The sequence below is a fragment of the Dokdonia sp. R78006 genome, from assembly GCF_042466145.1.
Taxonomy (GTDB): Bacteria; Bacteroidota; Bacteroidia; order Flavobacteriales; family Flavobacteriaceae; genus Dokdonia.
In genome coordinates, this window is the sequence record NZ_JAXHBU010000001.1 from 3,311,145 (window position 1) to 3,335,791 (window position 24,647).

Genomic DNA, 24,647 nt, shown 5'->3' on the forward strand with positions numbered 1-24,647 from the left:
ATTATGAGAACAATTATCTTTTTATTACTCGCAGCCGTATCAACAATTTCTTTTGGACAAGAAGCAGAAGGAGTTACCATCACGGTAACCATTCCTAACTTAACTAATAATGATGGTTCTGCCTCTGCAGCGCTATATAATGAGGCAACCTTTATGAAAGCTGCGCCATTAGATTCTCAAGGAGCAACACCAGAAAACAATACGGTTACCTTAGTTTTTGAAAATGTACAGCCTGGAGATTATGGAATTATAACGCTACATGATCAAAATGGAAATAACCGTATGGATTTTGAAGCAAACGGAATGCCTAAAGAGGATTATGCAACATCTGGTAGTGGTACAGGCTTTGGACCTCCTAGCTGGAACGATGCAAAATTTACAGTAGGTACAGAAGATGTACAACTAGAAATTAAAATGTAATAAAGCTTTCTTCACGTTACAAAGCCAGCACTCAACTGCTGGCTTTTTTTTGCTATAAGAAAAATCTTATAAATTGATGTTGCACATAGGTACACTCAATGATTTTCTTACTTTTGTGTTATAAATTACGACATGACTATTACTCAACTTAAATATGTGCTTGCGGTAGCAGAGCATCAAAATTTTACAAGAGCAGCTCAAAAGACATTTGTTACTCAGCCTACGCTTAGTATGCAAATACAAAAGCTTGAGGATGAGCTAGACATCCTTATTTTTGACCGCAGTAAGAAGCCTATAGAGCTTACAGAAATAGGTTCAAAAATTGTACACCAAGCACGTAATATTGTAAACGAAGCAAACCGTATTACAGATATTGTAGATCAGCAAAAGGGTTATATAGGAGGCGAATTTAAGCTAGGGGTTATCCCTACAGTAATGCCTACGCTACTGCCTATGTTTCTCACTAATTTTATAAAAAAATACCCTAAGGTTAAGCTCAAGATTGAAGAGCTTAACACAGATCAAATCATGGAAAAACTTGAGGAAGGTCATCTAGACGCAGCCATTGCTGCTACTCCTCTTGAAAACCCTATGATTAAAGAAAGACCTTTATATTACGAACCATTTGTTGCCTATGTTCCGCATAACCACAGACTGAGTAATAAAGAGATTTTAGAAACTTCAGATCTAGACATGCAAGATATGCTAGTGCTAGAGGATGGACACTGTTTTAGAGATGGTGTGATTAATCTATGTGCTACGCCTAGAAATATGAATAATGAGAAATTCTCATTAGAAAGCGGAAGTTTTGAAACGCTCGTAAAACTAGCAAATGAAGGACTAGGTATGACGCTTTTACCTTACTTGCATACTCTTGATATACCTGTAAAAGAGCAAGAACTTTTTAAATCATTTAAAGAACCTTCTCCTGCTAGAGAGATAAGTATTATCTATCATAAGAGCGAACTTAAGATACAGATTATAGAGGCCTTAAGGTCTACCATTGCTGGCGTGGTAAAAGGTGCAATCACCTTTCAAAATGTGCAGATTATAAGTCCTATCTCAAAATAAGAACTATTAATTATACTAAAAAAGCCCCATTACTGGGGCTTTTTTTATGGTTTTAAATAAATTAGACAATGACCAAGATCAGGATTGGTTTTAATCAATGCATTGATCCAGATTCTAAGTTCATCTATTTCATAAGGTAATAGTCGTTTTATTGCTTTCTCTAGTTCTTTACAAAATAGCGAGCTATCAAAACTTACCTTATCTAAAATAGTCTTCGTGTATTCAAACATTGCTCTCGCCATATTCGAAGGGTTTTATAGGGTTAGATTTTAAAAAGTAGTTTGATGCTATAGGCTATGTTTTATATTATTGAACTCTATAAATATAAGACTTAAAGAATTATAAAACACGTGTTTTATCATATTTCACTATCTTAAATTTAAGTTAAACACTTGTTAAATAAGCAGTTGCGGTATCACTTAGAAACGATTATCGCCGTCGAGTAAATCTCCTAATCCACCTAGTATAGAGCCTTCACCTTTTTGTTTGCCTCCCGCCTTTGGAGCCATCGCCAGTACACGGTTTGCAAGACGACTAAAAGGAAGTGACTGTATATAAACAGTTCCAGGACCAGTTAATGTAGCAAAAAATAACCCTTCACCACCAAAAATGGTATTCTTAATACCTCCTACAAATTCTATGTCATAAGCTACCGTACTATCAAACCCGATAATACATCCAGTATCTACTTTCAAACGCTCTCCGGGAGCAAGTTCTTTTTTAAGCGTAGTTCCTCCAGCATGTACAAATGCAATACCATCACCTTCTAGACGCTGCATGATAAAACCCTCTCCACCAAAAAGACCTCTTCCTAACTTACGTGAAAACTCTATACCGACAGAAACGCCTTTTGCCGCACAAAGAAATGCATCTTTCTGGCAAACAAACTTCCCTCCTATTTTATCAAGGTCTATTGGTATTATTTTACCCGGATAAGGTGATGCAAAACTTACTTTCTTCTTACCAACTACATCATTGTAAAAAGCTGTCATGAATAAACTCTCTCCTGTAAGTAAACGCTTTCCTGCTCCAAAAATCTTCCCCATTACGCCAGTATCCTTTGCAGAGCCATCGCCAAAAATGGTTTCCATACGTATACCTTCTTCCATCATCATAAAGCTGCCAGCCTCGGCAATTACACCTTCTTGCGGATCTAACTCTACCTCTACATATTGCATCTCTTCTCCAAAGATCTCATAGTCTATTTCATGTGCGTTCATTCTTGTTGATTTTTTGATTGTACATATAGGTAGCTATAAGCACTAACTTGTTACACTCATATAAGCATAAAAAAAGCCCAAAGATTTCTTTGGGCTTCATTATGAATAAAAATATTATTTATTACAGTGGTTGTAATGTAAATGATCTTGCGACAGTAATTACATGACACTCATCTTCTTCTACAACGAAGGTCTCTGTGATAATAGTCTGGAAGTTTTCCTTTTGAATAATTAAGAAATAACTACCCGTACGCTCATCTGGTCCTACATATACACCAGGACTTTCTTCTGTAAGCGTGGCTTCAAACTGTTGATCTTTTGCAACTATACTTACTCCTTCTAGTAAAGAATTATCTTCAGTATTTCTAACGGTGATTCTAAAAGACGGCATTACCTCAGTAGTGCAAATCACATCTACTGGGTCTGATTGATCATCATCACCACAAGAAACAAACATCACTAGACAGCATACAACAAGTAAATATTTCATAGACTCTTATTATTTTTTTACTAAGATACTTCTTTTACAATACTACTTCAAAACGAATATGACGTCTATAAATTATCTAGCTGATTACTATTCTTATCATCACTTATGGTCCAGAAAAAGCCTACAAAAAAGAATTGATCTGTTGCTGGACGTAACGCTCTACGGTCAAAGGTACCTGCAGGATTAGGAGTATCTGCATATTGATATCCATTTACGTTTCTCAACCCAAGTACATTGTTTACAGAAAAGTACAGAATCTTTTGCTGCGATAATAAATACGCCCAGTTTACACTTAAACTATTAAAGGACTTTGCGTTTGCTTGTAAGAAACCAGCGCTATTCTTATCTGTATAGGTACGCCCAGAACTATGCTGGAAGCTTACACCTACTTGTGATTTCCAGTCCTTGATAAAATACTTACCTACCACAGATAGGTTATGAGGACTTGCAAAAGACGGTCTTGCTTGCTCCTCAAAATTGAGATATTTCCTTTCTGAATCTAAGTAGGAATAGCTCACCCAGTAATCCATATTTTTTATACTCGTATTATCTCTCCAAAAAACATCGACCCCCTGCGCATAGCCATTTCCATCATTTGCAAGCACGCTCTCTGGACTATTAAACATCGTATTAGAAGTAATCAAATTACTATAACTCTTACGGTACGCCTCTGCTCTAAATATTCGGCCATTGTTACTATACTGATAGTTTGCTATGTAATGCGTCGTCTTTTGAGCATCAAGATCAAGACTAAATTTTAAAAAGTCATTCAGCGGATTTTGATAAAAATCTCCGTAAGCCAAAGAAAACTGACTGTTTTTACCTGTTTTATAGGCTACGCTCGCTCTAGGCGAAAATGTGACTCCTTCCATATAATCTGTATAACTCGCCCTAGCGCCCAGCTTCAATGCAAAATTGCGAGAGAAGATGATATCACTTTCTACAAAAGCAGCAGAAATATTACTCTTAAAATCATATACCGCTACGATATTCTGATTATCAAAGACTCCATTAAAATCCTCTTGAAAATCTGTTATAAAATGCTCCGCACCAAAGGCTAGCTTAAGTCTATTTGAAAAACGCTTTTTAAGTTTGACTTTAAGATGTGCGCTATTTTCTTTGTTATCGATGTTAGTAGCCGATTGTAGGGATGTATCATTTTGAGCACTCGTATAACTTCCTCCCGTTTGTATACTCCAAGTGTCACTTAACATTCCAGTATAATTCGTGTTTATGTAAACATTACTGTTTTTTAAACCCAGCGTGAACCCTTCTGGATTATTAATATCTTCTTGCGTAATGTCAAAACTTGTCCTGTCTCCCGCTGCATATAATTTAAACAATCCATTTACTGTTCTATACCTATATACTGCTTCTCCTGAAAAGGTTTGAAAAGGCTTATTAAAATTATTACGATTAGAAAACAATGCCACATAGGGAGCAAGGTTTATATATGATGTACTTACACTGAGCGAACTCTTCTCCCATTTTCTGGTAATTCCTAGTCCGCCGCCTACAGACATGAGGGATATATCTGTCTTATTTTGATCTGGCTCATCTATGGTATTCAGTAACAAAACACTTGACAAAGCCTCTCCATACTCGGCCGAGTATCCTCCAGTGGAAAACGTAATCCCGTCAAAAAGAAAAGGACTATACCTTCCTCGAGTAGGCGTATTATTTGCGGTTGGTGTATAAGGAGTAAAGACACGTATGCCATCTATAAATATCTGTGTTTCTCCGGCATCTCCTCCACGTACAAAAAGTCTACCATCCTCAGCTACCGTTGTTGTTCCAGGTAGCGTTTGTAATGCACCTACAAAATCTCCTAGCGCACTTGCCGTAGTCACAACATCAAGCGGCTTGAGTACAGATACTTTACTATTATCACTAGCCTCAAATGTCCCTGCCGAAAGTACTACCGTATCCAGTGAGTTTATATCTTCTCTCAAAACGATTTTAAGGTCTTTAAAAGTCGTTACTTCCATAAAAGACTCATACGGTTCGTATGATAAAAACGTGACTTTAAGTAGCTGCGTTCCCTCCTCACTTGTGGTAAAAGAGAATGATCCATCTGCTGCGGTACTGGTTCCATCATAACTGCCATCTATAAAAATGTTTGCACCTTCTATTGGGATTCCTTTGGAATCTGTGACTTTTCCCGAGACGATGGTCTGGGCAGCTAGTTGATAACATAATAGGCAAACGAGAATGTGTAAAAGCGATTTCATAAATAGTTCGGTTGATTGTTGAGCAAATATGGAGCGAACTACGCTTTCGCGAAAGCGTAATACTCTCAACCGTCATTTTAGAGTTCCCAGTTGTAATTCATAAGATTGAAGTACTAATAAAATCATTGTTCCCGTAGACGTTTAAGAAGATTTTAAAGCGAAAAAGACATTTATAACGTTTGCGTAACTACTACAACATTTGCTTTTGCCTGAGAAGTGAAAAATTTCAAAAAAAATCAAATTAAAATTAATTTTTTAATGAACTATAAACGTGTTTACTAAAGCTATAATCGGCAATATTCAGTGATTGATTTTACTTAAACGTAACATATGGGGATGTGCTTACACAACTATTATATCTATATTTATCCCGTTGAAAGTTCAAGAATTTAACAAGTAAGAAAAAACCTCTGCAATTAGGGAGCAGAGGTTTTTTTCTTTTTAGGCACTTATTAATTGATCATCTCAGGCGTCAATTATATAGAGTAACTTGGACGTTACCAGAAATAGACTAAAACTTTTAGAATTATTCTGTAACACTTTGTAAGAAATCTCTACTTACCATTAACTAAGCCACCAACCATTGGATAAAACAGTCGAAGATAATTTTGTAACCCTTCTGGAAGAGAACCAGAACATTGTGCATAAGATATGCCGTTTGTATACCAACAATCGGGATCAACACAATGATCTTTTTCAAGAGATTACGATACAATTATGGCGTGCCTTCCCTAAGTTTAGAGGAGACTCAAAGTTCAGTACGTGGATGTACCGCGTGGGATTAAATACTGCCATCACATTATATCGTAAATCAAAAAGAACGGTGCAGACTCAGGATTTTGATTCTGTCATGTTTCGTATATCGTCAGAAGAATATGATGATACCGTGGAGCAGCAATTAAAGTTGATGTATAGTGCAGTAAAAGAGCTTAATGATATAGATAAGGCACTCGTCTTTTTATATCTAGAAGATAAAAACTACAGTGAAATCTCTGAAACCCTAGGTATATCAGAGGTAAATGCAAGAGTGAAGATGAACAGAGTGAAGAAAAAGCTCAAAAAAATATTAAATCCATAAGCTATGGTAGATGAACTAGAAATGCTAAAGAAAGATTGGCAAAAGCAGGAAGGATCACTTCCTAAATATACGAAGGAAGACTTGTACCCTATGCTACTTAAGAAATCTTCTTCTGTAGTGAAGTGGATACTTTTTATAAGTATTGCAGAATTTGCTGTATGGATCTTACTCAGCTTCGGAATTAAAATTACAGGAGACGACGCCTCAAATGTAAAAACTGTAATAGGAGATTCAGTAGAATATATTTCAACAGGAATTCACCTAGCAGCGCTTATATTCTTCATTGGTTGGTTTTATAAAAATTATAAGAAAATTGAAAACACAGACTCTCCAAGAGTACTAATGCAAAATATTTTGAACACACGTAAAACCGTAAAATATTATATATGGTTTAACCTTGCGTTTCTTGTACTTGGGACTGTAGGTGCATTTGTTTTGATAGAGACCACGCATCCAGAGTTCCTTTCTACAGATAGTCTCTTTCTAGCTGTAATAAGTTTGATTATTATGCTCGCTTTAGCGATTGGCATTCTCCTTATTATATATAGACTACTGTACGGACGTCTTTTAAAGAGACTAAGAGCAAATTACAATCAACTTAAAAAATTGGAACTTTAAATCTAGGGGGTTTGAGTTCTGATTAAGGCAATAGGTCAAGCTGTTGCCTTTTTACAATATAAAAAGCGAGAGCGACCTTACGGTCGCTCTCGCTTTTTTTTCTTAGTAAGGTGAGTATATTAATACTCCCACTTTCTCTTTTTATTAAGTTCTTCTTCTGCTTCTATCTCTTCCGTTGGGATGACCTTTAAGAAAGATGGGTGTTGCTCGATTGCATATTCTAATTGCTCTACAATCTTCTCTACAGAGTCGTTTTCGTAATCTATTACTAGCGGTTCTTTTACTTCAAAAGATTGAAGAATACCACGTTTTTTAATACGTAATCCTTTCTTGTCAAAACTCCTTCTAAAACCATCTATCACAATAGGCACTACGATAGGTTTATAGTTCTTAATAATGTGAGCAGTTCCTTTTCTAATAGGTTTCCATGGTTTTGTAGTTCCTTGCGGGAACGTAATTACCCAGCCATCATCTAGCGCTATTCCTATATTCTCAGTATCCTTAAGGTTTACCTGGCGATCTATTTCTTTACCTTTTTCTCTCCAGGTACGACTTACTGTAATTGCTCCTGCATAAGCCAGTATGCGCGGTAGTAAACCAGCCTTCATCGTTTCTCCAGCGGCAACGTAGTATAGGTTAAGTTTTGGATCCCACAGATATCCTATATTTTTTATAGAATCTGTACGACCGCTTAAACTCGCGTTGAAGACGTGAAACATGGAAACCACATCTGCAAAATATGTCTGGTGATTTGAAACAAATAATACGTTTCTATCTGGAAGATTAGTCAGTATTTCAGAACCTACTATCTGTAATTCATTAAAACCGCGATAACGTCTATGCGTCATTGCACCAGCAATTCTTATGAGCCAGCGTTTTAAGAATAGTATATGTCCAAATGGATTTTTTTTAAATATCCCCATTGTATAGTTTAAAAATTGGTTGTGTTTGAGTGCGCTTTCGCGAAAGCGTACTTGGTTACAAACAGCCTGTAAAGATACAAAAGGCGTTACAATTTTAAAGAAGTGTTAAGAAGCGATCGTACCTCACTGAGCATCATTGCTGTAGCTCCCCAAACGATATGACCTTGCAATTTATATGCTGGTACCTCCATATCATCCATATAGGAGGTAGAGAGTTTTTGCGTTGTTATACAACCGTCAGAGAGGAACTCAGATAGTGGCACGGGGATCAAAGACTCAACCTCGCTTTCTTGAGCAATAAATGCAGGAGTATGATCTAGATGTCCTATGAAAGATTGTACCCAGAAATTACTAGGTGGTATATAAATATTTGTGAGTTCGCGAGTGATTGCAACACGAGATTGGGGTACGCCCACCTCCTCTTCTGTCTCTCGTAACGCTGTATGTGCGAGGTCTCTATCTGTAAGTTCTACCTTTCCTCCAGGAAAGCCTACTTGATTAGAATGTACCCCTTCATAGGTTTTGCGTAAGATGAGTATAAACTCCGTATCACCATCTGGAGTAGGATAAAATAAGCACATCACACCAGCCTGTCTTGGGTTGCGCTTTGTGATTTCTAGTTCCTCGAGTTCTTTAAGGCGTTCTGTGGGTGCCATCTCTAGTTGCACATCGCGCCCTGGAAGCGGGAGATTTCCTATTTTTGAAGCTAATTTTAAAAATGATTCAAATTTCATTTATGCGTACGTATCTCTGGATTATTATAGCGCTGCTAGCGAGCACAAGTTGTCAAGATAAGAAATCTGCACCTAATTCTGTAAAGGAAGAAGTGGCAAAAAAAGACACGATAGCACTGCAACAAAAAGACCTAAAAAAAGTAGATCTGTCACTCGTAATGGGTACCGTAAAAGAGCCTACAATTTCTGGTCAAGAAATGGTTATTGATTTTCTTACAGCTTATGGGAAAGAGAATCCTGAGACTAAGGTTAAGATTACTACCCGTTTTGGAGAAATAGAAGTGGAGCTTTTTACAGATACTCCGCTACACAGAGCAAATTTTATCATGCTCGTAAAAAACGGCTATTTTAATACAACACAGTTTCACCGAGTGTCACCTAATTTTGTGGTACAAGGAGGTAACAATGATACCCAAGGCACTGCGCGCAACAGAGCGAGCTTTGGGAGTTACTTAATACCAAACGAAGCAAATCCTACACATAAACACACGCGTGGAGCATTTTCATCGGCTAAGTATACCGAGCAAAATGTGAGTAATGCAACTGCTCCATTTGAGTTTTTTATTGTGCAACCAGAACGTGGAGCGCATCACCTAGATGGAGATCACACCGTTTTTGGCAGAGTGACTAAAGGAATGGATGTTGTGGATGAAATTAATAAGTTAAAAGTGGACGGCAGCGAGTGGCCAGTTGCAAATGTATATATGAAGATTGCCCTTATTGATTAAGCGTCTTTTTCTTCTTTACACACATTCTATCCGCGTTGCCTGCGTGCTTCAAAAACTAATATTCCCGCAGCAACTGAGACATTCATAGAGTCTATTTTGCCTCTCATCGGGATTTTAATATTTGTACCTACAGTGCGCCATTCTTGAGATAATCCTGTGGCTTCTGTTCCCACCACTATTGCTGAAGGCGTTGTGTAATCTTGTGCTGCATAGTCTACCGCCTCTTGTAAAATAGCACTATAAACCGCTATTCCTTTTTCTTGTAAAAATGAAATCACTTCAGCAGTTGACCCAGTTGCTATTTGTGTGGTAAACACACAGCCTACGCTTGAACGTATGATATTAGGATTGTATAAATCTGTTTTAGGATTTGCAATAATGACTGCATCTACCCCAGCAGCGTCTGCTGTTCTTAGTAGTGCGCCTATATTTCCAGGTTTTTCTGGTGCTTCGGCGATTAATAGTAGCGGATTTTCAGGTAGCGCCAACTCATTTAAGGTTTTAGTTTCCGCTTTCGCGAAAGCGATAACACCCTCCGTCCCTGCTCTATAAGCTACTTTCTGGTATACCTCGGCAGATAAGCTTGTCATCATCGCTGTGTCATTTACCATCCCAGCAACCTCATCTTCTGAAATTACAGCTTCATTAAAATAAACTTCTGTAATCTCGTATCCTCCGGCAATAGCAAGTTCTATCTCCCTCACACCTTCTATAATAAAACCACCCTCCTTCTTACGTGCGCGTGACTTATCTTGAAGTTGTAACAGTCTTTTTACAGTTGGATTCTGGATACTAGAAATATATTTTGACATAGCACAAATGTAGAATATTCTGAAGATTAGAGAAAAACTAGAAGAAAATAATTGCTTGTGAACACAAGAGTCTTGATAAGCTTAGCAATTTACATTTATCTCATTATTTTAAAGAATAGGTTCTATGCTTTTATAAACCGATAAATGAATTTTTCTCTTTATCTGAAAATGATTGACGAATTTTGTAAGACTATAAATTCCATACGACTATATCACAAATTCTAACCAATTAAAAGTACTATGAACAAATCTATCTTATTCCTTGCTGGGCTTATAGCTTTTGCAAGTTGCAAAAATGAACCAACCGTAAATACTGAAGAAGTTGCTGTCGTAGATACTCCATCAAGAGTGTATCCAGATCAAATTTCTAAAGTTTTTGAAGCTCACGGAGGTATTGACACTTGGAATAACATGAATAACTTATGTTTTACCTTACCTAAAGGAGACATAAACGAAATACACACTGTTGATCTTAAATCTCGTAAAACACGTATTGAGACTAAAGATTTTGTACTAGGATATGATGGTAAAGACTTATGGTTAAAACAAGATACCATCGCTTTCCAACCAGAGAGAGCTCGTTTTTATCATAACTTGATGTTTTATTTTTATGCAATGCCATTTGTACTAAGCGATGAAGGCATCACATACTCAGAGGTTCCTGCATTAGAAATGGATGGTGTAAGCTACCCTGGGACTAAAATTAGCTTTGGTAACGAGGTAGGTGATAGTCCAGATGATAATTACATTATCTACAATGACCCTACTACCAATGAGATGGCATGGCTAGCATATACTGTGACTGCAGGAGGTGATGGACCAAGTGAGCTTTACAGCTTTATCAAATATGCAACATGGCAAAATGTGAATGGTCTTAAATTACCTAGCGAACTGCAATGGTACAATGTGGTAGATGGTAAACCTACAGATATGAGGAATGCTATGAATTTTACAAATCCTACAGCAACTACTACGCAACTAGACATTGCTACTTTTTCAAAACCTGAAGGTGGAGTACTTGTAGAGTAAGTAATCCTCTCATAAATAATATATAAAACGCCATTCTTAATGAATGGCGTTTTATTTTCAACACAACTCCCTGACTATCAGATTCAAAAATCCAATTCCACATCAATCAGCATATTACATCTTAATGCGTATTGAGCATATTTCTGATTAAAATCTATTAGATTTACTTTCTATACAAAATGCATACTTTTAGTTAGCTAGTTATCTACTTATGAAATACCACAGCCTTAATAAGCAAGCACCCACCGTCACTTTTGATGAAGCAGTAATACGAGGAATTGCACCAGATAAAGGACTTTATTTTCCTGAAGAAATACCTGTCTTACCTAAGAGTTTTTGGGATAATATAGTACACTTATCTAAGGAAGAGATTGCAGTAGAAGTTATGAAACCTTTTGTGGGCGATAGTATGGATGAGGCTACGCTTACAGAAATTGTAGCAGATGTACTTTCTTTTGATTTCCCGCTAGTTCCTATAGTAGATAATGTGGCAACGCTAGAGCTTTTCCACGGGCCTACCATGGCCTTTAAAGATGTAGGAGCTCGCTTTATGGCGCGATGTCTAGGTCACTTCTTAAAAGAACGTAATCAACAAGAAGAAGTTACCGTACTAGTGGCTACCAGCGGAGACACCGGAGGAGCTGTAGCTAGAGGTTTTTATAAAGTACCAGGTATCAAAGTAGTAATCCTCTACCCTTCTGGAAAAGTATCTGATGTGCAAGAGCGACAGCTCACCACTTTAGGAGAAAATATCACCGCACTCGAAGTAGATGGCACTTTTGATGATTGCCAGGCAATGGTGAAGAAGGCATTTTTAGATAAAGAAATCACGAGTAAAAAACAACTCACTTCGGCAAATAGTATTAATGTCGCAAGATGGCTACCGCAGTCGTTGTATTATCTATTTGCTTATAAAGAATTAAAGAAGCAAGAAAAAGCAGATTCCCTCGTGTTTTCTGTTCCTAGTGGGAACTTTGGTAATATATGTGCCGGTATGGTAGCTCATATGATGGGAATGCCTGTGCACCAATTTGTAGCAGCGGTAAATAGTAATACAACCATCCCAAGATACATGCAAAGCGGAGTCTATACTCCTACGGCAACGGTTGCAACGATAAGTAATGCCATGGATGTAAGTGACCCTAGCAATTTTATTAGGGTACTACAGTTATTTGAAAACGACAGACAGTTGTTGTCTCAAAAGTTTTCATCATACTCCTATTGTGATAATGCAACACGCGCTGCGATGCTCGATTTGCATGAAAATCATAATTATATAGCAGATCCTCACGGTGCTGTGGGATACTTAGGACTCAAGGCCTATTTAAAAGATCATCCAGAAGCTTACGGAGTCTTTTTAGAAACCGCACATCCCGTAAAGTTTTTACCAGCAGTTACGCCTGTGGTAGGACAGGTTGAGCTTCCTGAACAAATTAAGGAGTTAATGGATAAAGAAATGAAGATGATTCCAGTAAGTACTTATGACGGTTTTAAAAAGTATTTGTTGGGATAGTTCGCTTTCGCGAAACGTGTCCCGAATTCACTTCGAGATGCATATAAAATCTAATATTAATTGAACTAGAACGCTATCTTTTGAAATAATTACAGCCAATAGCATCAATACTGAGGTGTTCTCAAAACAGTCATCAAACGTCACATATGATTACGAACGGATTAGGTAATTAGTCCCAATCTACAATTGCTGCTGTATTCCCAGAGAGTACTCGTATGTATTTTGTGCCTTTTACAATCTCTGCGTGTTTCAGGGCAAGACGCTTAATTTTATAGGTATATCTTGTATCTAGAAGATTGCCTTGCTCGTCGTAGTATTCAAGTCGGTTGAAACGTTTTGCAGCATTTGATCTAAAAACGGTGCGCTTTTTCCCAAATCTTTTCTTCAACATTTCATCAAAAGATTCGAGATTCTTAATTCCATAATTAATCACCCAGATATCACTTACTTCCACTTCTTGTCCATTAGCATTGTCTGAGTCGGCATAGCTCATACCAGAGATAATTACTTCGTTATTTTCCTTTTGTAAAGCACTTGTGAGATATTCTTTACCAGAGCCACCCAGTTCTAGCTCCCATCTTACGATACCTACTTTATTAATTTTAATAATAGAAAAGTCTTCTGCAACTCCGCCATTTTCAGCTGTACGGTATTGATTTTTTGCTATAATTGCTTTTGTGCCTCCTAGTAGAATATCGCCATTATCTAGCTCCTGTAGGGAAGTAAGCTTATCATCTGTAAAATTTCCAAAACTACGCTGCCACAATATATTACCATGACTATCTAACTTAACAACCCACCAGTCTGTTCCTCCTAGATTTTTAGTAGTTTTTGTTCCTCCTATTCCAGACTCAGAGATACCACCCAGTATAAAACCTCCATCTTGAGTGGCAATGGTCTTCACAATCTGATCGTCTTTTGCTCCACCTATGATGGTAGACCATTCTAGATTTCCTGTCTTCCCGTAACTTGCTACATAAAAATCTTTATCACCTAAGGTAGTTGTATCATCTATTACAGCTTTGGTCGTATATCCTGCGGCTAGCGTACTTCCAGAGGCAGCGGTAGTTACACTACGTAATTTACGCTCCGTACCAGCAAGCTGATTTTTATTCCAATTCATCTGTAGCGCTGGGTCAAGATGTAGTCTCCACAAATCATCTTTGGACGCTGTAACTTCTATTTCTGTAACTTCTTGTTCTAAAAATGTAGGGTCAATGTAGCTATCTTCTAGTGTTTTATAACTTGATCTACTTGAACGCACCATTCTAGATTGAATCTTTTGTAGTGGTTCAGGATTTTGAGAAATCGCAAACTCGTCTGTATTTATGATTGCAGAACTATCTGCATTTATCACTGTAGATCTAATGAGCTTAGCCTCTTCTGGCGACTGAAAAATTCTTTTAAGTACGGCTTTATTTCTTGAGGCTACCAGTCTCTCCCAGTCTACAACGCCTTCTCCATCTAGCTTGACTATCCAGACATCTGTCTCTGCAGTTGCATATTGGTCTAGTGTAGTTTTTTTATTAGTGTGCCCACCTATAATGTAACCACCATCTGTGGTTAATTGAGCTTCCGTAGTTCTATCTACCGGGTAAGTATCTAGTCTTTTCTCCCATATAATTCCTTCTTGTGACCACACAAGAGCGGGTAACAAGACAAGTAAAAAAAGAACGGTTATATTTCTCATAATCATTACTGTAGCATAACTGTCAAATTTAATTATTAATTAAATAACAGAAGATGGTATATATGCTTAATGCCCATATTACCACGGACGTCGTTTATTGCGGTATTACATCGATAATTTACTTTTTATTTACCTCGCAAACTGCCACCTTTTCATACATTTGTGTAACCAAAAGAACTATAATAAAGATGAAAAATACAGCCTTAACTGAAGTACATGAATCGCTAGGTGCAAAGATGGTCCCATTTGCTGGTTATAATATGCCTGTTTCTTATGAAGGTGTAAATGCAGAGCACGACGTCGTAAGAAGTGGTGTTGGAGTGTTTGATGTTTCACATATGGGTGAATTTCTTGTGTCTGGAGAAAATGCACTATCATTATTACAATGGGTATGTTCTAACGATATTTCAAAAATAAACGTGGGCGGAGCGCAGTATAACTGCTTCCCTAATGATACAGGAGGAATTGTAGATGATCTTATTGTGTACCGTATTAAGGAAGATCAATATATGCTTGTAGTAAATGCAAGTAATATAGATAAGGACTGGGCGTGGCTAGAAACTCAAAATACATTAAAGAGTTTTAATGCAGAGCTACGCAATATCTCTGAAGGTCACTCACTTCTTGCAATACAAGGGCCTAAAGCTATTGAAGCTATGCAATCGCTTACAGAAGTAGATCTTGCAGGTATTAAATTTTATACGTTTGAGGTGGCACCTTTTGCAGGTATCGAAAATGTAATTATTAGTGCTACAGGATATACTGGTAGTGGTGGTTTTGAGATTTACTGTAAAAATGAAGATGCTGCACAACTGTGGGAAAATGTCTTTAAAGCTGGCGCAGACTGGGGAATCAAACCTATAGGTCTTGCTGCTCGTGACACACTACGTTTAGAAATGGGATATTGTCTTTATGGTAATGATATAGATGACAGCACTTCTCCACTTGAAGCAGGTTTAGGCTGGGTAACAAAATTTACTAAGGATTTTGTAAACAGTGAGGATTTAAAAGCTCAAAAAGAACAGGGACTTAAACAGAGACTTGTAGGTTTTGAACTTACAGAAAGAGGAATTCCGCGTCAAGGATATGATATTGTAGATGCAGATAGTAATAAGATTGGTCACGTAACATCTGGTACTATGGGCCCTTCTGTAAATAAAGGAATAGGTATGGGGTATGTAGATTCCGCTTTCGCGAAAGCGGACTCAAAAATTTTCATACAAATACGTAAGAATCTAGTACCTGCAACCGTTGTAAAGACACCTTTCTATAAAGGATAATAAACCGAAAAGCTACTCCCGAATTCCAAAGGACTAACTTTTGGAATTCGGGAGTTTATTATTTAAAAAATTGTAGTTATCGCATTTAAAAAATCAAAAGACAAAGTTTTAATACTAGGTGCTAGTGGCTTTCTAGGAGGTGCTTTATACAAGGAATTGTATAGGTACTACAACACCTATGGCACCTATCACTCTGGAAAGATATACAGTGATAACCAGCACTATTTACGGTTTGACCTTGTAGAAGATGATGTGTATGAAGTGCTACTCAAGATAAAACCGTCTGTAATTATCGCGGCACTTAGAGGTCCCTTTGGCGACCAGCTAGAGGCTCATGAATCTATGATTGCTTATGCTCAAGAATCTGGCTGTCGTATCGTATTTATCTCTAGTGCAAATGTCTTTGATGCTTTTACAAATTACCCTAGTTATGAGAATGACAAAACCCTCTCAGAAAGTATCTATGGTAAACTAAAAATTAGAATAGAGACGCTCTTAATGCGTCATCTACCAGAGTCGCAATATGCGATTGTGAGACTGCCTATGGTTTTTGGCGTGGGTTCACCTAGAATTGAGGAGCTCAAAAACCAATTATTACTAGGAGATGCCATAGAAGTTTTTCCGCATCTGGTGATGAATACTACTACAGATACTAAACTCTGCCAGCAGGTGCACTATATTATTAATAGAAAACTCTCTGGTATTTTTCACTTAGGAAGTACAGATCTCATTCATCATAAAGAGTTTATACATGAGTTAGTAATTATGCTAGACCTCAACAGGAAACCTATGTATAAAAACGTGTTTACGAGTAATTCTGATCGCTATCTAGCGGTCTTACCTAGAGACAATAAACTACCTAAACACTTACAAGTAACTAATGAAGGCGTAGTGGCAGGAAGCAAAAAATACAACGCCGAGTTTTAAGATACATCTTTCTTATTTTAAATCTCACGGTTGTACCTTTATAAAACACCCTAAATTACAGCTTATGCCTTGGCATTTTTACGTTATGTCTATTATGTACATCCTTGCAGGTGTCATGCATTTTATAAAACCTCGAGTATACGGAGCTATTATGCCTGCCTATATTCCTTACAAAAAAGCTATGGTTTTTTGGAGTGGTGTGGCAGAAGTTGCTGGAGGCGTAGGATTACTCTTTGAAGAAACTAGAGCTATTGCAATCTGGGGAATTATTGCGATGCTTATTGTATTTTTTACAGTGCATATCGATATGCTAAGTAATGAAAAGCTAAAGGGTAAATTTCCCGTGTGGGCATTATGGATGCGCTTACCATTACAATTAGGGTTAATTTACTGGGCTTATCAATATTTATAGATGTCATTATTTCCAGAAGAGCCATACTCACTAGATCTTCCAGCTGCAGCAGTTACCTATCATAAAAACATGCTCACAGAAGAAGAGGCGGCTTATTATTATGAAACGCTGCTAGAAGAAATCTCGTGGCGTCACGATGACATTAAGGTTTTTGGAAAAGTATACCCACAACCTAGACTTACGGCACTCTATAGTTCTAATGCAAAATCATACTCGTACTCAAATATTACCATGTTTCCTGAGCCATTTACAGATGCACTACAAGCTATTAAAAAACGAGTAGAAGACATCGCTGGAGTAACCTTTACTACTTGTCTCCTTAATTTATACCGTGATGGAAATGATAGCAACGGCTGGCATGCAGACGATGAGAAGGAGTTAGGTGAAAATCCTATTATAGCTTCTGTAAGTCTAGGAGCTCCTCGCCTATTTAAATTTAGAAACAAGGTTGACAAAACTCAGCAAGCTAAAATTATTCTTGAGCCCGGAAGCTTATTGTTAATGCAAGGAAGTACACAACATCACTGGCATCACCAGTTACCTAAAACTGCAAAAAAGGTGGCTCCTCGTATTAATCTTACCTTTAGAATTATCGCATAAAAAAAGCAAACGTTTAGGGGAAACGCTTGCTCTTAAAAACTTCTCATTACAAGAAGGAACATTGTTCACTTAGGGGTGAAAGCCGTATGCTTTTAAAAAGCCTTAGAAGTTACTTATCTGCTAGTAATCTAGGGGTTACTCGACATCATTGTAAAATAGTCTCCTAAGGCCAAATATTTTTATGATAAACACCTAATACCTCAAGCCTTTTGCAGTGGTATTGGACATTTATTACAAGAAAGAAAGAGGTGCTGTATATGAAACATTAAGACAATGTGCTTCACTCTAACACATGTCTAAAAAAAAAAAACCAACAAACTAACCTTAAAACAAAACACCACAGCACCTCTGTAGTTTCTCTCTCTAATTCTGGTGCAAAGCTATGCGTGCATAGTATATTTTAACTTGTATAAAATTTAGTATTAATTGTACAATATTTAGAAAAACATTAAGATTTGACTAAATGCTTATTAAAAATTAAATTGTATCTTATACAGTATCAAATCTTTAATCCCCAAATCCTATGCAAAGATTCAGTTTACAAGATACTTTTCTGATAAAAAAGTTCCAGAAATTAGACAGACATCAAGACGAAGATAAACGTACTTATTTTGAGATAATTTTTATAGAAGAAGGAAAAGGAAAGCATTTTATCAATGAGTTTATCATCTCTTACAACGCAGGTGATATTTTTTTAATTGCCCCAGACGACACTCACTGGTTTGAAATAAATGAGGTCACTACATTTTGCTACTTTCAATTTACAGAGTCTTTGTTTTCAAGTAAGATGAACTTGCCCGATAGATCTTACTGGTTACATCGTATAGAGCGTATTATACAAAACCCTAATCTTACACCTGGTGATGTAATAACTGCAGACTCTGATAAGGAGCTTATCTGGCAGATTCATAATGCCATTGTACTTGAGTATGAAATGGCCAAAGAGTTTTACAAGCACAATATCTCAAATATGGTAAGTACCACCTTGAGTATAATTGCGAGAAACATTACACGTGATTTGAAACCTAGGTCTGTTTCTTCTAGAAAAGATCAACACACCACTATAGATGATATCTTAAACTATATAAGACAGCATGTTTATGATAGAGATAAAATGAAGGTAGCTGCTATTGCCGAGAGATTATCGATGACTAGTAGTGGCTTAAGTGCATACTTTAAGAAAAAGACTGGAGACTCGTTACATCATTATATCATCATGTATAAACTACACCTTGTAAAATACAGACTAAAAAATACAGACTTCACGGTTTCAGAAATTGCGTACCAGCTAGGCTTTACAGATGAAAGTCACCTCACTAGAATTTTCAAAAAATACAATGAGATGACTCCAAAACAATATAAAACTAAAGAGGACGAGGTATTAGAGGATGATATTACGCTAACCAAGTAGTTCATTAAGTAGTTGAGCTAGGCGTACCCCACCTTTTTGCAGTTGGCCCTTTAAAGTTTCAAAGTAGTCATACATATAACGGTAGCCTAGTTTATCTCCTTTTTTAGTTTTTGAGTAAATATCCTTTACAAGATTCCTACTATCTTCCATCCATTCTTTATAGGTGCCAGCCGCCATTGCCTCACGCTGTCTTTTTGTTATTTCTGGCATATTATCTGCAAGTTCGGTATAGCTCATACCGTAGCTTTCAATCATTTGTGTATCCCAGACACGGTGTAAATTTGTACCATCATTATACCATTGTACTTGAAAATCATTTCCACCCTTATCTTCTCCTATACCAGTATGAAGTGGTTGGTGTAAATCTCCTATAAAATGTACTAGCATACGTAAGTTAAAAGCTTTCTCCTCCTTTGTAGCGGTATCAGATTTTATGACAGTTATACATGATTCAATCCCTGTAATAATATCTCCTCTTTCATTCTTAGGGTGTACGTTGTATGTACTATCAAAAGGTACATTTACATAATGTTGTGTACCGTATTTTCTATATTTAGAATCACTTTTAATCTCATCTGCATAAGTAGATACTAGAGCAAGCGACTCGCCATCAAGTATTTCGGCAATTGCTTTTCTTGCTTTTTTAGATAGATATTTTTCTGCAATGGCTCCTGTAGCTCTGTGGCCTGTCTTACCCCAGTCGTAAGCAGAGACGTTTGATGTAAATACAAGAACTAGTACTAATGAAATAAGTATACGCATTGAATAATTTTTTGCCAAATGTACAATGAAACTTCTATGTTGCGTGTTATAAAACTATTAAGAATAGGTACGCTTTCGCGAAACTCGTCCCGCATTCACTTCGGGAAGCGTGAAACTACACTATCTTTATCATGGCAATAATAAACATCCTTATGATTACATATACTTTTTTCACTAAAACCAAATTACTCTTAACCCTCTTATTCATTGGGTTTTTACAACAAGTGCTTATCGCGCAAGAATATGGCGGCAGCAGTGATGTGCGTATAAGTGATATGGTGTATGGCACTTTACTTACTCCTGAAGTTGCTACATCAAAAATTGCGATTATCATTCCTGGATCAGGACCTACAGATCGCAATGGTAACCAGCAGATGATGCGCAACAATAGCCTTAAACTTCTTGCTGAGTCGCTAGCAAAGGAAGGTATTGCAAGCATACGATATGACAAACGCGTACTCACCCTTCTCAAGAAAAACGCACTACAAGAAGAACGTCTAGATTTTAATATGTTTATAGAAGATGCGGTAGCTGCCATAAATTATGTAAAACAACAAGGACGTTTTAAAGAACTATATGTAATAGGTCATGAACAAGGTTCGCTCATAGGAATGGTAGCCGCCCAGCGTGCAGATGTACAAGGTTTTATCTCGCTCTCTGGATCTGGGCAATCGATAGATCAATCCATCATCCATCAGATAGGCTTACAAATGCCAGATCTCAAGGACAAAGTTATTAGCGCATTTGGCACACTTAAAAAAGATGGACGTGTAACAGATTACTCTCCTGCACTTACCTCTATCTTCCGTCCATCTGTGCAACCATTTATGGCAAGCTGGATGCAATACGATCCTAAAGTAGAGATAGGCAAACTTACTGTGCCAACTCTTATTATTAATGGTACAAACGACATACAGACCTCCAAGCAGGAAGCCGTTTTATTACAAGAAGGTAATAGTGAGGCAACTCTCGTCATCATAGAGGGTATGAATCATGTGCTTAGAATAATAGATGGTGATGATCTAGAAAACACAAAGTCTTATAATAATACGAAGCTTCCCCTAGCTGAAGAGTTAATAAGTACCGTTGCTGGGTTTATCACAAAGCACTAGTACCTATCAAAATTTCTAGATAAGATAGAATTACTACATTTGACTTCTAACAGTCACTCATGTTTACAATCTTCAAGATGAAAAAGATCTATTATATTATTGCTTGCTCGTTACTTATAGTGAGTTGTGATATTCTTAATAAACCCCTTGCTAGTTCTCACCAATTAGCTCCAAAAAATAAACTTACCCGTAGTGCCATAGATCTTGTAAGCTTGAGCAATGATCGTATTAAAGTACGCGTGCAACCTGCGCCTATATATAAGGACGTTGCAACTTTTTACATTCCTGAGACGGTGCCCGGTACTTATTCTGATGATGATTATGGAAAGTTTATAGACAGTGTTGCTGCCTATGGAACTTTTGGAAAAAAGCTTAAGGTCACCAAAACCTCAGATAATACGTGGGACATTAAAAATGCACGTAATCTTGATTACATCGATTACTATGTGAATGACACTTATGATGTAGAGGCAGAACACACAATTTTTTCTCCTGCAGGGACAAATTTTAAAGAAAACGAGCAGTTTATGCTCAATTTACATGGAATTCTTGGGTACTTTAAAGACCAAGAGGAAATGCCATATTACGTAGATATCAATAGAACAGAAACTATGGAAGCTACTACTAGCCTTCCACGCTTTGCCGACTCACTGTATGTAGCGCAAGATTTTGGGAATACAGGAATTACAGATACCTACAAAGGCGATAGATATTTTGACATTGTAGATAATCCTATTATGTATAATGTCCCTAATAAAGAGGTCTTTTCTATTGATGATATTACTATCGAGCTTAGTGTGTACAGTCCTTCTGGAACGGTAAAGGCGGCAAGTCTTAGACCTAATATAGAGCGTATGATAAAAGCGCAAAAGAACTATTTAGGTGATTTTAATGCTACAGACCGTTATACAATCTTACTATACCTTACCACGGGCGAAGCAGATGATGCACAAGGTCTAGGAGCGCTAGAACATCACACCTCTACGGTGGTAGTACTTCCTGAAGCTATGCCACAAGAAAATCTCGATGCAGCTATGGTAGATGTGGTATCACATGAGTTTTTTCATATTGTGACTCCGCTTAATTTGCATGCTACGCAGATTCATAAATTTAAGTATAATGATCCTGAGATGAGCATGCACTTATGGATGTATGAAGGGATTACGGAGTACTTTGCTCAGCACTTTCAAGTGCAGCAAGGACTCGTTACTCCAGAAGATTTTTACAACACACTCGTTCAAAAAATAAGTAATGCAAAAGGGTATGATGATGTTATGTCATTTACTAAGATGAGTGCAAATATTCTTGAAGAGCCTTATGCATCAAATTATGGTAACGTATATGAAAAAGGAGCCCTTATCGGGATGTGCCTTGATATTCTTATGCGTAAAAACAGCAATGGCGAGCGTGGTGTTCTCGACCTTATGAAGGAACTTACGTATCAATATGGGCCTAACAGACCTTTTGAAGACAGTAATCTGATCCCGCAAATCACCCAACTCACCTACCCTGAAGTGGGCGAATTCTTTACAAACCACGTGATAGGCACACAACCTATACAGTACAAAGACTTTTTTGACCTAGTAGGACTTGATTATAGCACTACGCTAGTAGATACAGGCTTCTTATTAGGAAAAGAACGTCCTTATATTAATGGTAACAAAGAAGAAAACACCATTTATGTACTCCCAGGAAACCTCAATACATTTCTCACTGCGCTGGGCGTACAGGGAAATGATGTGATTACGGCAGTAAATGGAACTGCTTATGATCTTTCTAACGTATACGATTTAATAACAGTCTCAAATAGCTGGAAAGCTGGCGATGCAATTACTATGACTGTACAAAGAGATGGTAAAGAAGTGGCACTTACTGGAACTGTAATTACACCACAAACTCCGCAGGCAACACTGGTAGAATTGCAAACGTATAACGATGACTTACAGCAAGTTTTGCGTGAGAAGTGGCTAAAAGGTTCTTAAGTTTTATCGCTTACAAAACATTTTTTTGATACATTCGGGGGAACTAACCATTCCTGATGTATAAATTGCTACTCTGTGTACTCCTTGCTGGAGTAAGTACAGCGCACTACGCTCAAACCAAAGAAGTAGGTGTATCCTTTATAGAAACACCTATTACGATAGATGGTGTACTTGATGAAACTGCCTGGAACAAAGCAGTTCCAGCAACAAACTTCTGGCAATATTTCCCTACAGATACCATACAGGCACCTTACCAGTCTGAGATACGCTTTTTATATAATGACAAAACCTTGTATGTAGGCATCAAAGTCTCTGCGCAGGGCGACGATTATATAATCCCATCATTGCGCCGTGACTTTAGAGCAGGCGGAAGTGACAATATCACCTTAATGTTTGACACCTTTAATGATGGTAATAACGCGTTTCTTTTTGGTTCCAATCCTGCTGGCGTGCGCAGGGAAGCACTAGTTTCTGGTGGCGGAAAAGATTTGAGAGGTTTTACCACTAGCTGGGATACTAAGTGGGTGGGAGAAACCACGGTACATGACGGCTATTACGTATGTGAGTGGGCAATCCCCATGAGCGCCTTTAAATATAGAGAAGGCGAAACCCGATGGCGTTTTAATAGCTACCAATTTGACACCCAAGATAACTCGCGAAACACGTGGATACAAATTCCTCAGAATCAGAATATTTTTAATCTCGCTTACATGGGCGATATGGTTTTTGAGAAACCGCTAGGTAGCTCAAAAAGTCCAATCTCTATAATTCCTTATGTAAATGCCATTGCTGGACAAGACAGAGAACTAGATGACAACTTTACCGAGATAAAAGTGGGCGGTGATGCTCGTTTTACAATAGGCAACAGCCTTAATCTTGATGTTACTATCAATCCTGACTTCTCCCAAGTAGAGGTAGATAATGCTATTACAAACCTCTCACGCTTTGAAGTTGGACTACCAGAGCGCAGGCAGTTTTTTATAGAAAACAGTGACCTCTTTGCAGATTTTGGTGATCCTGGGGCGGCAAATCCTTTTTTCTCGAGGCGTATAGGTATAGCCGAAGATCTTGATGGAAACACGGTGCAGAACAACATTGTAGCAGGTGCACGCTTGAGCGGTAAACTCACAAACAAGCTACGCGTAGGTATTCTCAATATGCAAACGGAAAATGATGAACCTATTGAGATTGCAGCAACAAACAATACAGTGGTTGCCTTACAACACAGCGTTTTTAGCAGATCAAACATAAGTGCGATTTTTGTAAACAAGCAGAATACCAGTAATGCTGCCTTTGTACAACCTGATGAAGAATACAACAGACTCATAGGCCTTGATTATAATCTAGCCAATAAAGACAATAGCTGGAATGGTAAATTTTACCTCCATAAATCCTTTACTCTTGGGGTTGATAGCAAGGATTACTCTGGCGGGGCGCGCATGGAGTACAATAAAAATAACTGGCGGCAACGAGCGCTACGCTATTTATAAATGAAGACTTCAACTCAGAGCTTGGTTTTATACCTCGCAAGGATATCTTTAGGAACTTCAGTAAGGTAGAAAGGCTCTTTTTCCCGAAAGGGGGAACAATTAATAGGCACATAT

Annotated in this window: 24 protein-coding genes; 15 read left to right on the forward strand and 9 right to left on the reverse strand. The window is 37.6% G+C overall.

Features of this window, described 5'->3' with window-relative positions:
- Positions 1-3 precede the first annotated feature (3 nt).
- Positions 4-420: a DUF2141 domain-containing protein gene (locus SJY37_RS14660; protein WP_298327332.1), complete on the forward strand. Its 417-nt coding sequence runs from the start codon at positions 4-6 to the stop codon at positions 418-420.
- Between the two features lie 132 nt (positions 421-552).
- Positions 553-1,491: a hydrogen peroxide-inducible genes activator gene (locus SJY37_RS14665; protein WP_108876471.1), complete on the forward strand. Its 939-nt coding sequence runs from the start codon at positions 553-555 to the stop codon at positions 1,489-1,491.
- A 44-nt stretch (positions 1,492-1,535) separates the two neighbouring features.
- Here SJY37_RS14665 and SJY37_RS14670 read toward each other — a convergent pair whose 3' ends face one another.
- The 4 genes from SJY37_RS14670 to SJY37_RS14685 form a co-directional block, all read right to left on the reverse strand.
- The gene (locus SJY37_RS14670) at positions 1,536-1,733 is read right to left on the reverse strand and encodes a hypothetical protein (protein WP_035336481.1); all 198 of its coding nucleotides are present in this window, start codon (positions 1,731-1,733) and stop codon (positions 1,536-1,538) included.
- A gap of 177 nt (positions 1,734-1,910) precedes the next feature.
- A complete protein-coding gene (locus SJY37_RS14675) occupies positions 1,911-2,711 on the reverse strand; it encodes a TIGR00266 family protein (RefSeq protein WP_298327324.1) in 801 nt (266 codons plus the stop codon).
- Positions 2,712-2,832: 121 nt separating this feature from the next.
- Positions 2,833-3,201, reverse strand: a complete 369-nt coding sequence (locus SJY37_RS14680) for a hypothetical protein (RefSeq protein ID WP_298327321.1) — start codon at positions 3,199-3,201, stop codon at positions 2,833-2,835.
- Positions 3,202-3,266: 65 nt separating this feature from the next.
- Positions 3,267-5,432 carry a TonB-dependent receptor gene (locus SJY37_RS14685; RefSeq protein ID WP_298327318.1) on the reverse strand — a complete coding sequence of 722 codons (2,166 nt, stop codon included), beginning with the start codon at positions 5,430-5,432 and terminating at the stop codon, positions 3,267-3,269.
- Positions 5,433-6,015: 583 nt separating this feature from the next.
- On the opposite strand from SJY37_RS14685, the gene SJY37_RS14690 reads away from it, so the two are divergent.
- Positions 6,016-6,510, forward strand: a complete 495-nt coding sequence (locus SJY37_RS14690; protein WP_144784468.1) for an RNA polymerase sigma factor — start codon at positions 6,016-6,018, stop codon at positions 6,508-6,510.
- A 3-nt stretch (positions 6,511-6,513) separates the two neighbouring features.
- A complete protein-coding gene (locus SJY37_RS14695) occupies positions 6,514-7,128 on the forward strand; it encodes a hypothetical protein (protein ID WP_298327311.1) in 615 nt (204 codons plus the stop codon).
- 119 nt (positions 7,129-7,247) lie between these two features.
- Here SJY37_RS14695 and SJY37_RS14700 read toward each other — a convergent pair whose 3' ends face one another.
- Both SJY37_RS14700 and SJY37_RS14705 read right to left on the reverse strand, forming a co-directional pair.
- Entirely contained in the window at positions 7,248-8,051 is an 804-nt protein-coding gene (locus SJY37_RS14700; RefSeq protein WP_013751767.1) for a 1-acyl-sn-glycerol-3-phosphate acyltransferase, read from the reverse strand.
- Positions 8,052-8,137: 86 nt separating this feature from the next.
- Entirely contained in the window at positions 8,138-8,785 is a 648-nt protein-coding gene (locus SJY37_RS14705) for a CoA pyrophosphatase (RefSeq protein ID WP_298327305.1), read from the reverse strand.
- 2 nt (positions 8,786-8,787) lie between these two features.
- Here SJY37_RS14705 and SJY37_RS14710 point away from each other — a divergent pair, with 2 nt between their 5' ends.
- Positions 8,788-9,513, forward strand: a complete 726-nt coding sequence (locus SJY37_RS14710) for a peptidylprolyl isomerase (protein WP_298327301.1) — start codon at positions 8,788-8,790, stop codon at positions 9,511-9,513.
- 26 nt (positions 9,514-9,539) lie between these two features.
- On the opposite strand, the gene SJY37_RS14715 is transcribed toward SJY37_RS14710, so the two are convergent.
- Positions 9,540-10,325: an RNA methyltransferase gene (locus tag SJY37_RS14715; protein ID WP_298327298.1), complete on the reverse strand. Its 786-nt coding sequence runs from the start codon at positions 10,323-10,325 to the stop codon at positions 9,540-9,542.
- A gap of 240 nt (positions 10,326-10,565) precedes the next feature.
- Here SJY37_RS14715 and SJY37_RS14720 point away from each other — a divergent pair, with 240 nt between their 5' ends.
- The gene (locus tag SJY37_RS14720) at positions 10,566-11,354 is read left to right on the forward strand and encodes a DUF6503 family protein (protein ID WP_298327295.1); all 789 of its coding nucleotides are present in this window, start codon (positions 10,566-10,568) and stop codon (positions 11,352-11,354) included.
- 211 nt (positions 11,355-11,565) lie between these two features.
- The gene (gene thrC, locus SJY37_RS14725; protein WP_298327291.1) at positions 11,566-12,867 is read left to right on the forward strand and encodes a threonine synthase; all 1,302 of its coding nucleotides are present in this window, start codon (positions 11,566-11,568) and stop codon (positions 12,865-12,867) included.
- A 169-nt stretch (positions 12,868-13,036) separates the two neighbouring features.
- On the opposite strand, the gene SJY37_RS14730 is transcribed toward thrC, so the two are convergent.
- Positions 13,037-14,557 carry a hypothetical protein gene (locus SJY37_RS14730; protein ID WP_379953297.1) on the reverse strand — a complete coding sequence of 507 codons (1,521 nt, stop codon included), beginning with the start codon at positions 14,555-14,557 and terminating at the stop codon, positions 13,037-13,039.
- 188 nt (positions 14,558-14,745) lie between these two features.
- On the opposite strand from SJY37_RS14730, the gene gcvT reads away from it, so the two are divergent.
- The 5 genes from gcvT to SJY37_RS14755 all read left to right on the forward strand — a co-directional run bounded on the left by gcvT (position 14,746) and on the right by SJY37_RS14755 (position 19,187).
- Positions 14,746-15,837 carry a glycine cleavage system aminomethyltransferase GcvT gene (gene gcvT / locus SJY37_RS14735; RefSeq protein ID WP_298327286.1) on the forward strand — a complete coding sequence of 364 codons (1,092 nt, stop codon included), beginning with the start codon at positions 14,746-14,748 and terminating at the stop codon, positions 15,835-15,837.
- 111 nt (positions 15,838-15,948) lie between these two features.
- Entirely contained in the window at positions 15,949-16,764 is an 816-nt protein-coding gene (locus tag SJY37_RS14740; RefSeq protein ID WP_108876485.1) for a sugar nucleotide-binding protein, read from the forward strand.
- Positions 16,765-16,828: 64 nt separating this feature from the next.
- Positions 16,829-17,176, forward strand: a complete 348-nt coding sequence (locus SJY37_RS14745) for a hypothetical protein (protein ID WP_298327284.1) — start codon at positions 16,829-16,831, stop codon at positions 17,174-17,176.
- Entirely contained in the window at positions 17,177-17,776 is a 600-nt protein-coding gene (locus tag SJY37_RS14750; RefSeq protein ID WP_379953298.1) for an alpha-ketoglutarate-dependent dioxygenase AlkB family protein, read from the forward strand.
- A gap of 523 nt (positions 17,777-18,299) precedes the next feature.
- Positions 18,300-19,187 carry an AraC family transcriptional regulator gene (locus SJY37_RS14755; protein WP_298327277.1) on the forward strand — a complete coding sequence of 296 codons (888 nt, stop codon included), beginning with the start codon at positions 18,300-18,302 and terminating at the stop codon, positions 19,185-19,187.
- Here SJY37_RS14755 and SJY37_RS14760 read toward each other — a convergent pair.
- Complete coding sequence (locus tag SJY37_RS14760) at positions 19,176-19,949, reverse strand: S1/P1 nuclease (RefSeq protein ID WP_379953299.1); 774 nt, start codon at positions 19,947-19,949, stop codon at positions 19,176-19,178. The two genes, SJY37_RS14755 and SJY37_RS14760, sit on opposite strands and share 12 nt — an antisense overlap.
- A 152-nt stretch (positions 19,950-20,101) precedes the next feature.
- On the opposite strand from SJY37_RS14760, the gene SJY37_RS14765 reads away from it, so the two are divergent.
- From SJY37_RS14765 to SJY37_RS14775, 3 genes are all read left to right on the forward strand, one after another.
- The gene (locus SJY37_RS14765) at positions 20,102-21,061 is read left to right on the forward strand and encodes an alpha/beta hydrolase (protein WP_379953300.1); all 960 of its coding nucleotides are present in this window, start codon (positions 20,102-20,104) and stop codon (positions 21,059-21,061) included.
- 77 nt (positions 21,062-21,138) lie between these two features.
- Positions 21,139-23,043 (forward strand): peptidase M61, encoded by a 1,905-nt coding sequence (locus tag SJY37_RS14770; protein ID WP_379953301.1) that lies wholly within the window; start codon positions 21,139-21,141, stop codon positions 23,041-23,043.
- A gap of 56 nt (positions 23,044-23,099) precedes the next feature.
- Positions 23,100-24,533: a DUF5916 domain-containing protein gene (locus tag SJY37_RS14775; protein ID WP_379953302.1), complete on the forward strand. Its 1,434-nt coding sequence runs from the start codon at positions 23,100-23,102 to the stop codon at positions 24,531-24,533.
- The last annotated feature ends 114 nt before the right edge of the window (positions 24,534-24,647 follow it).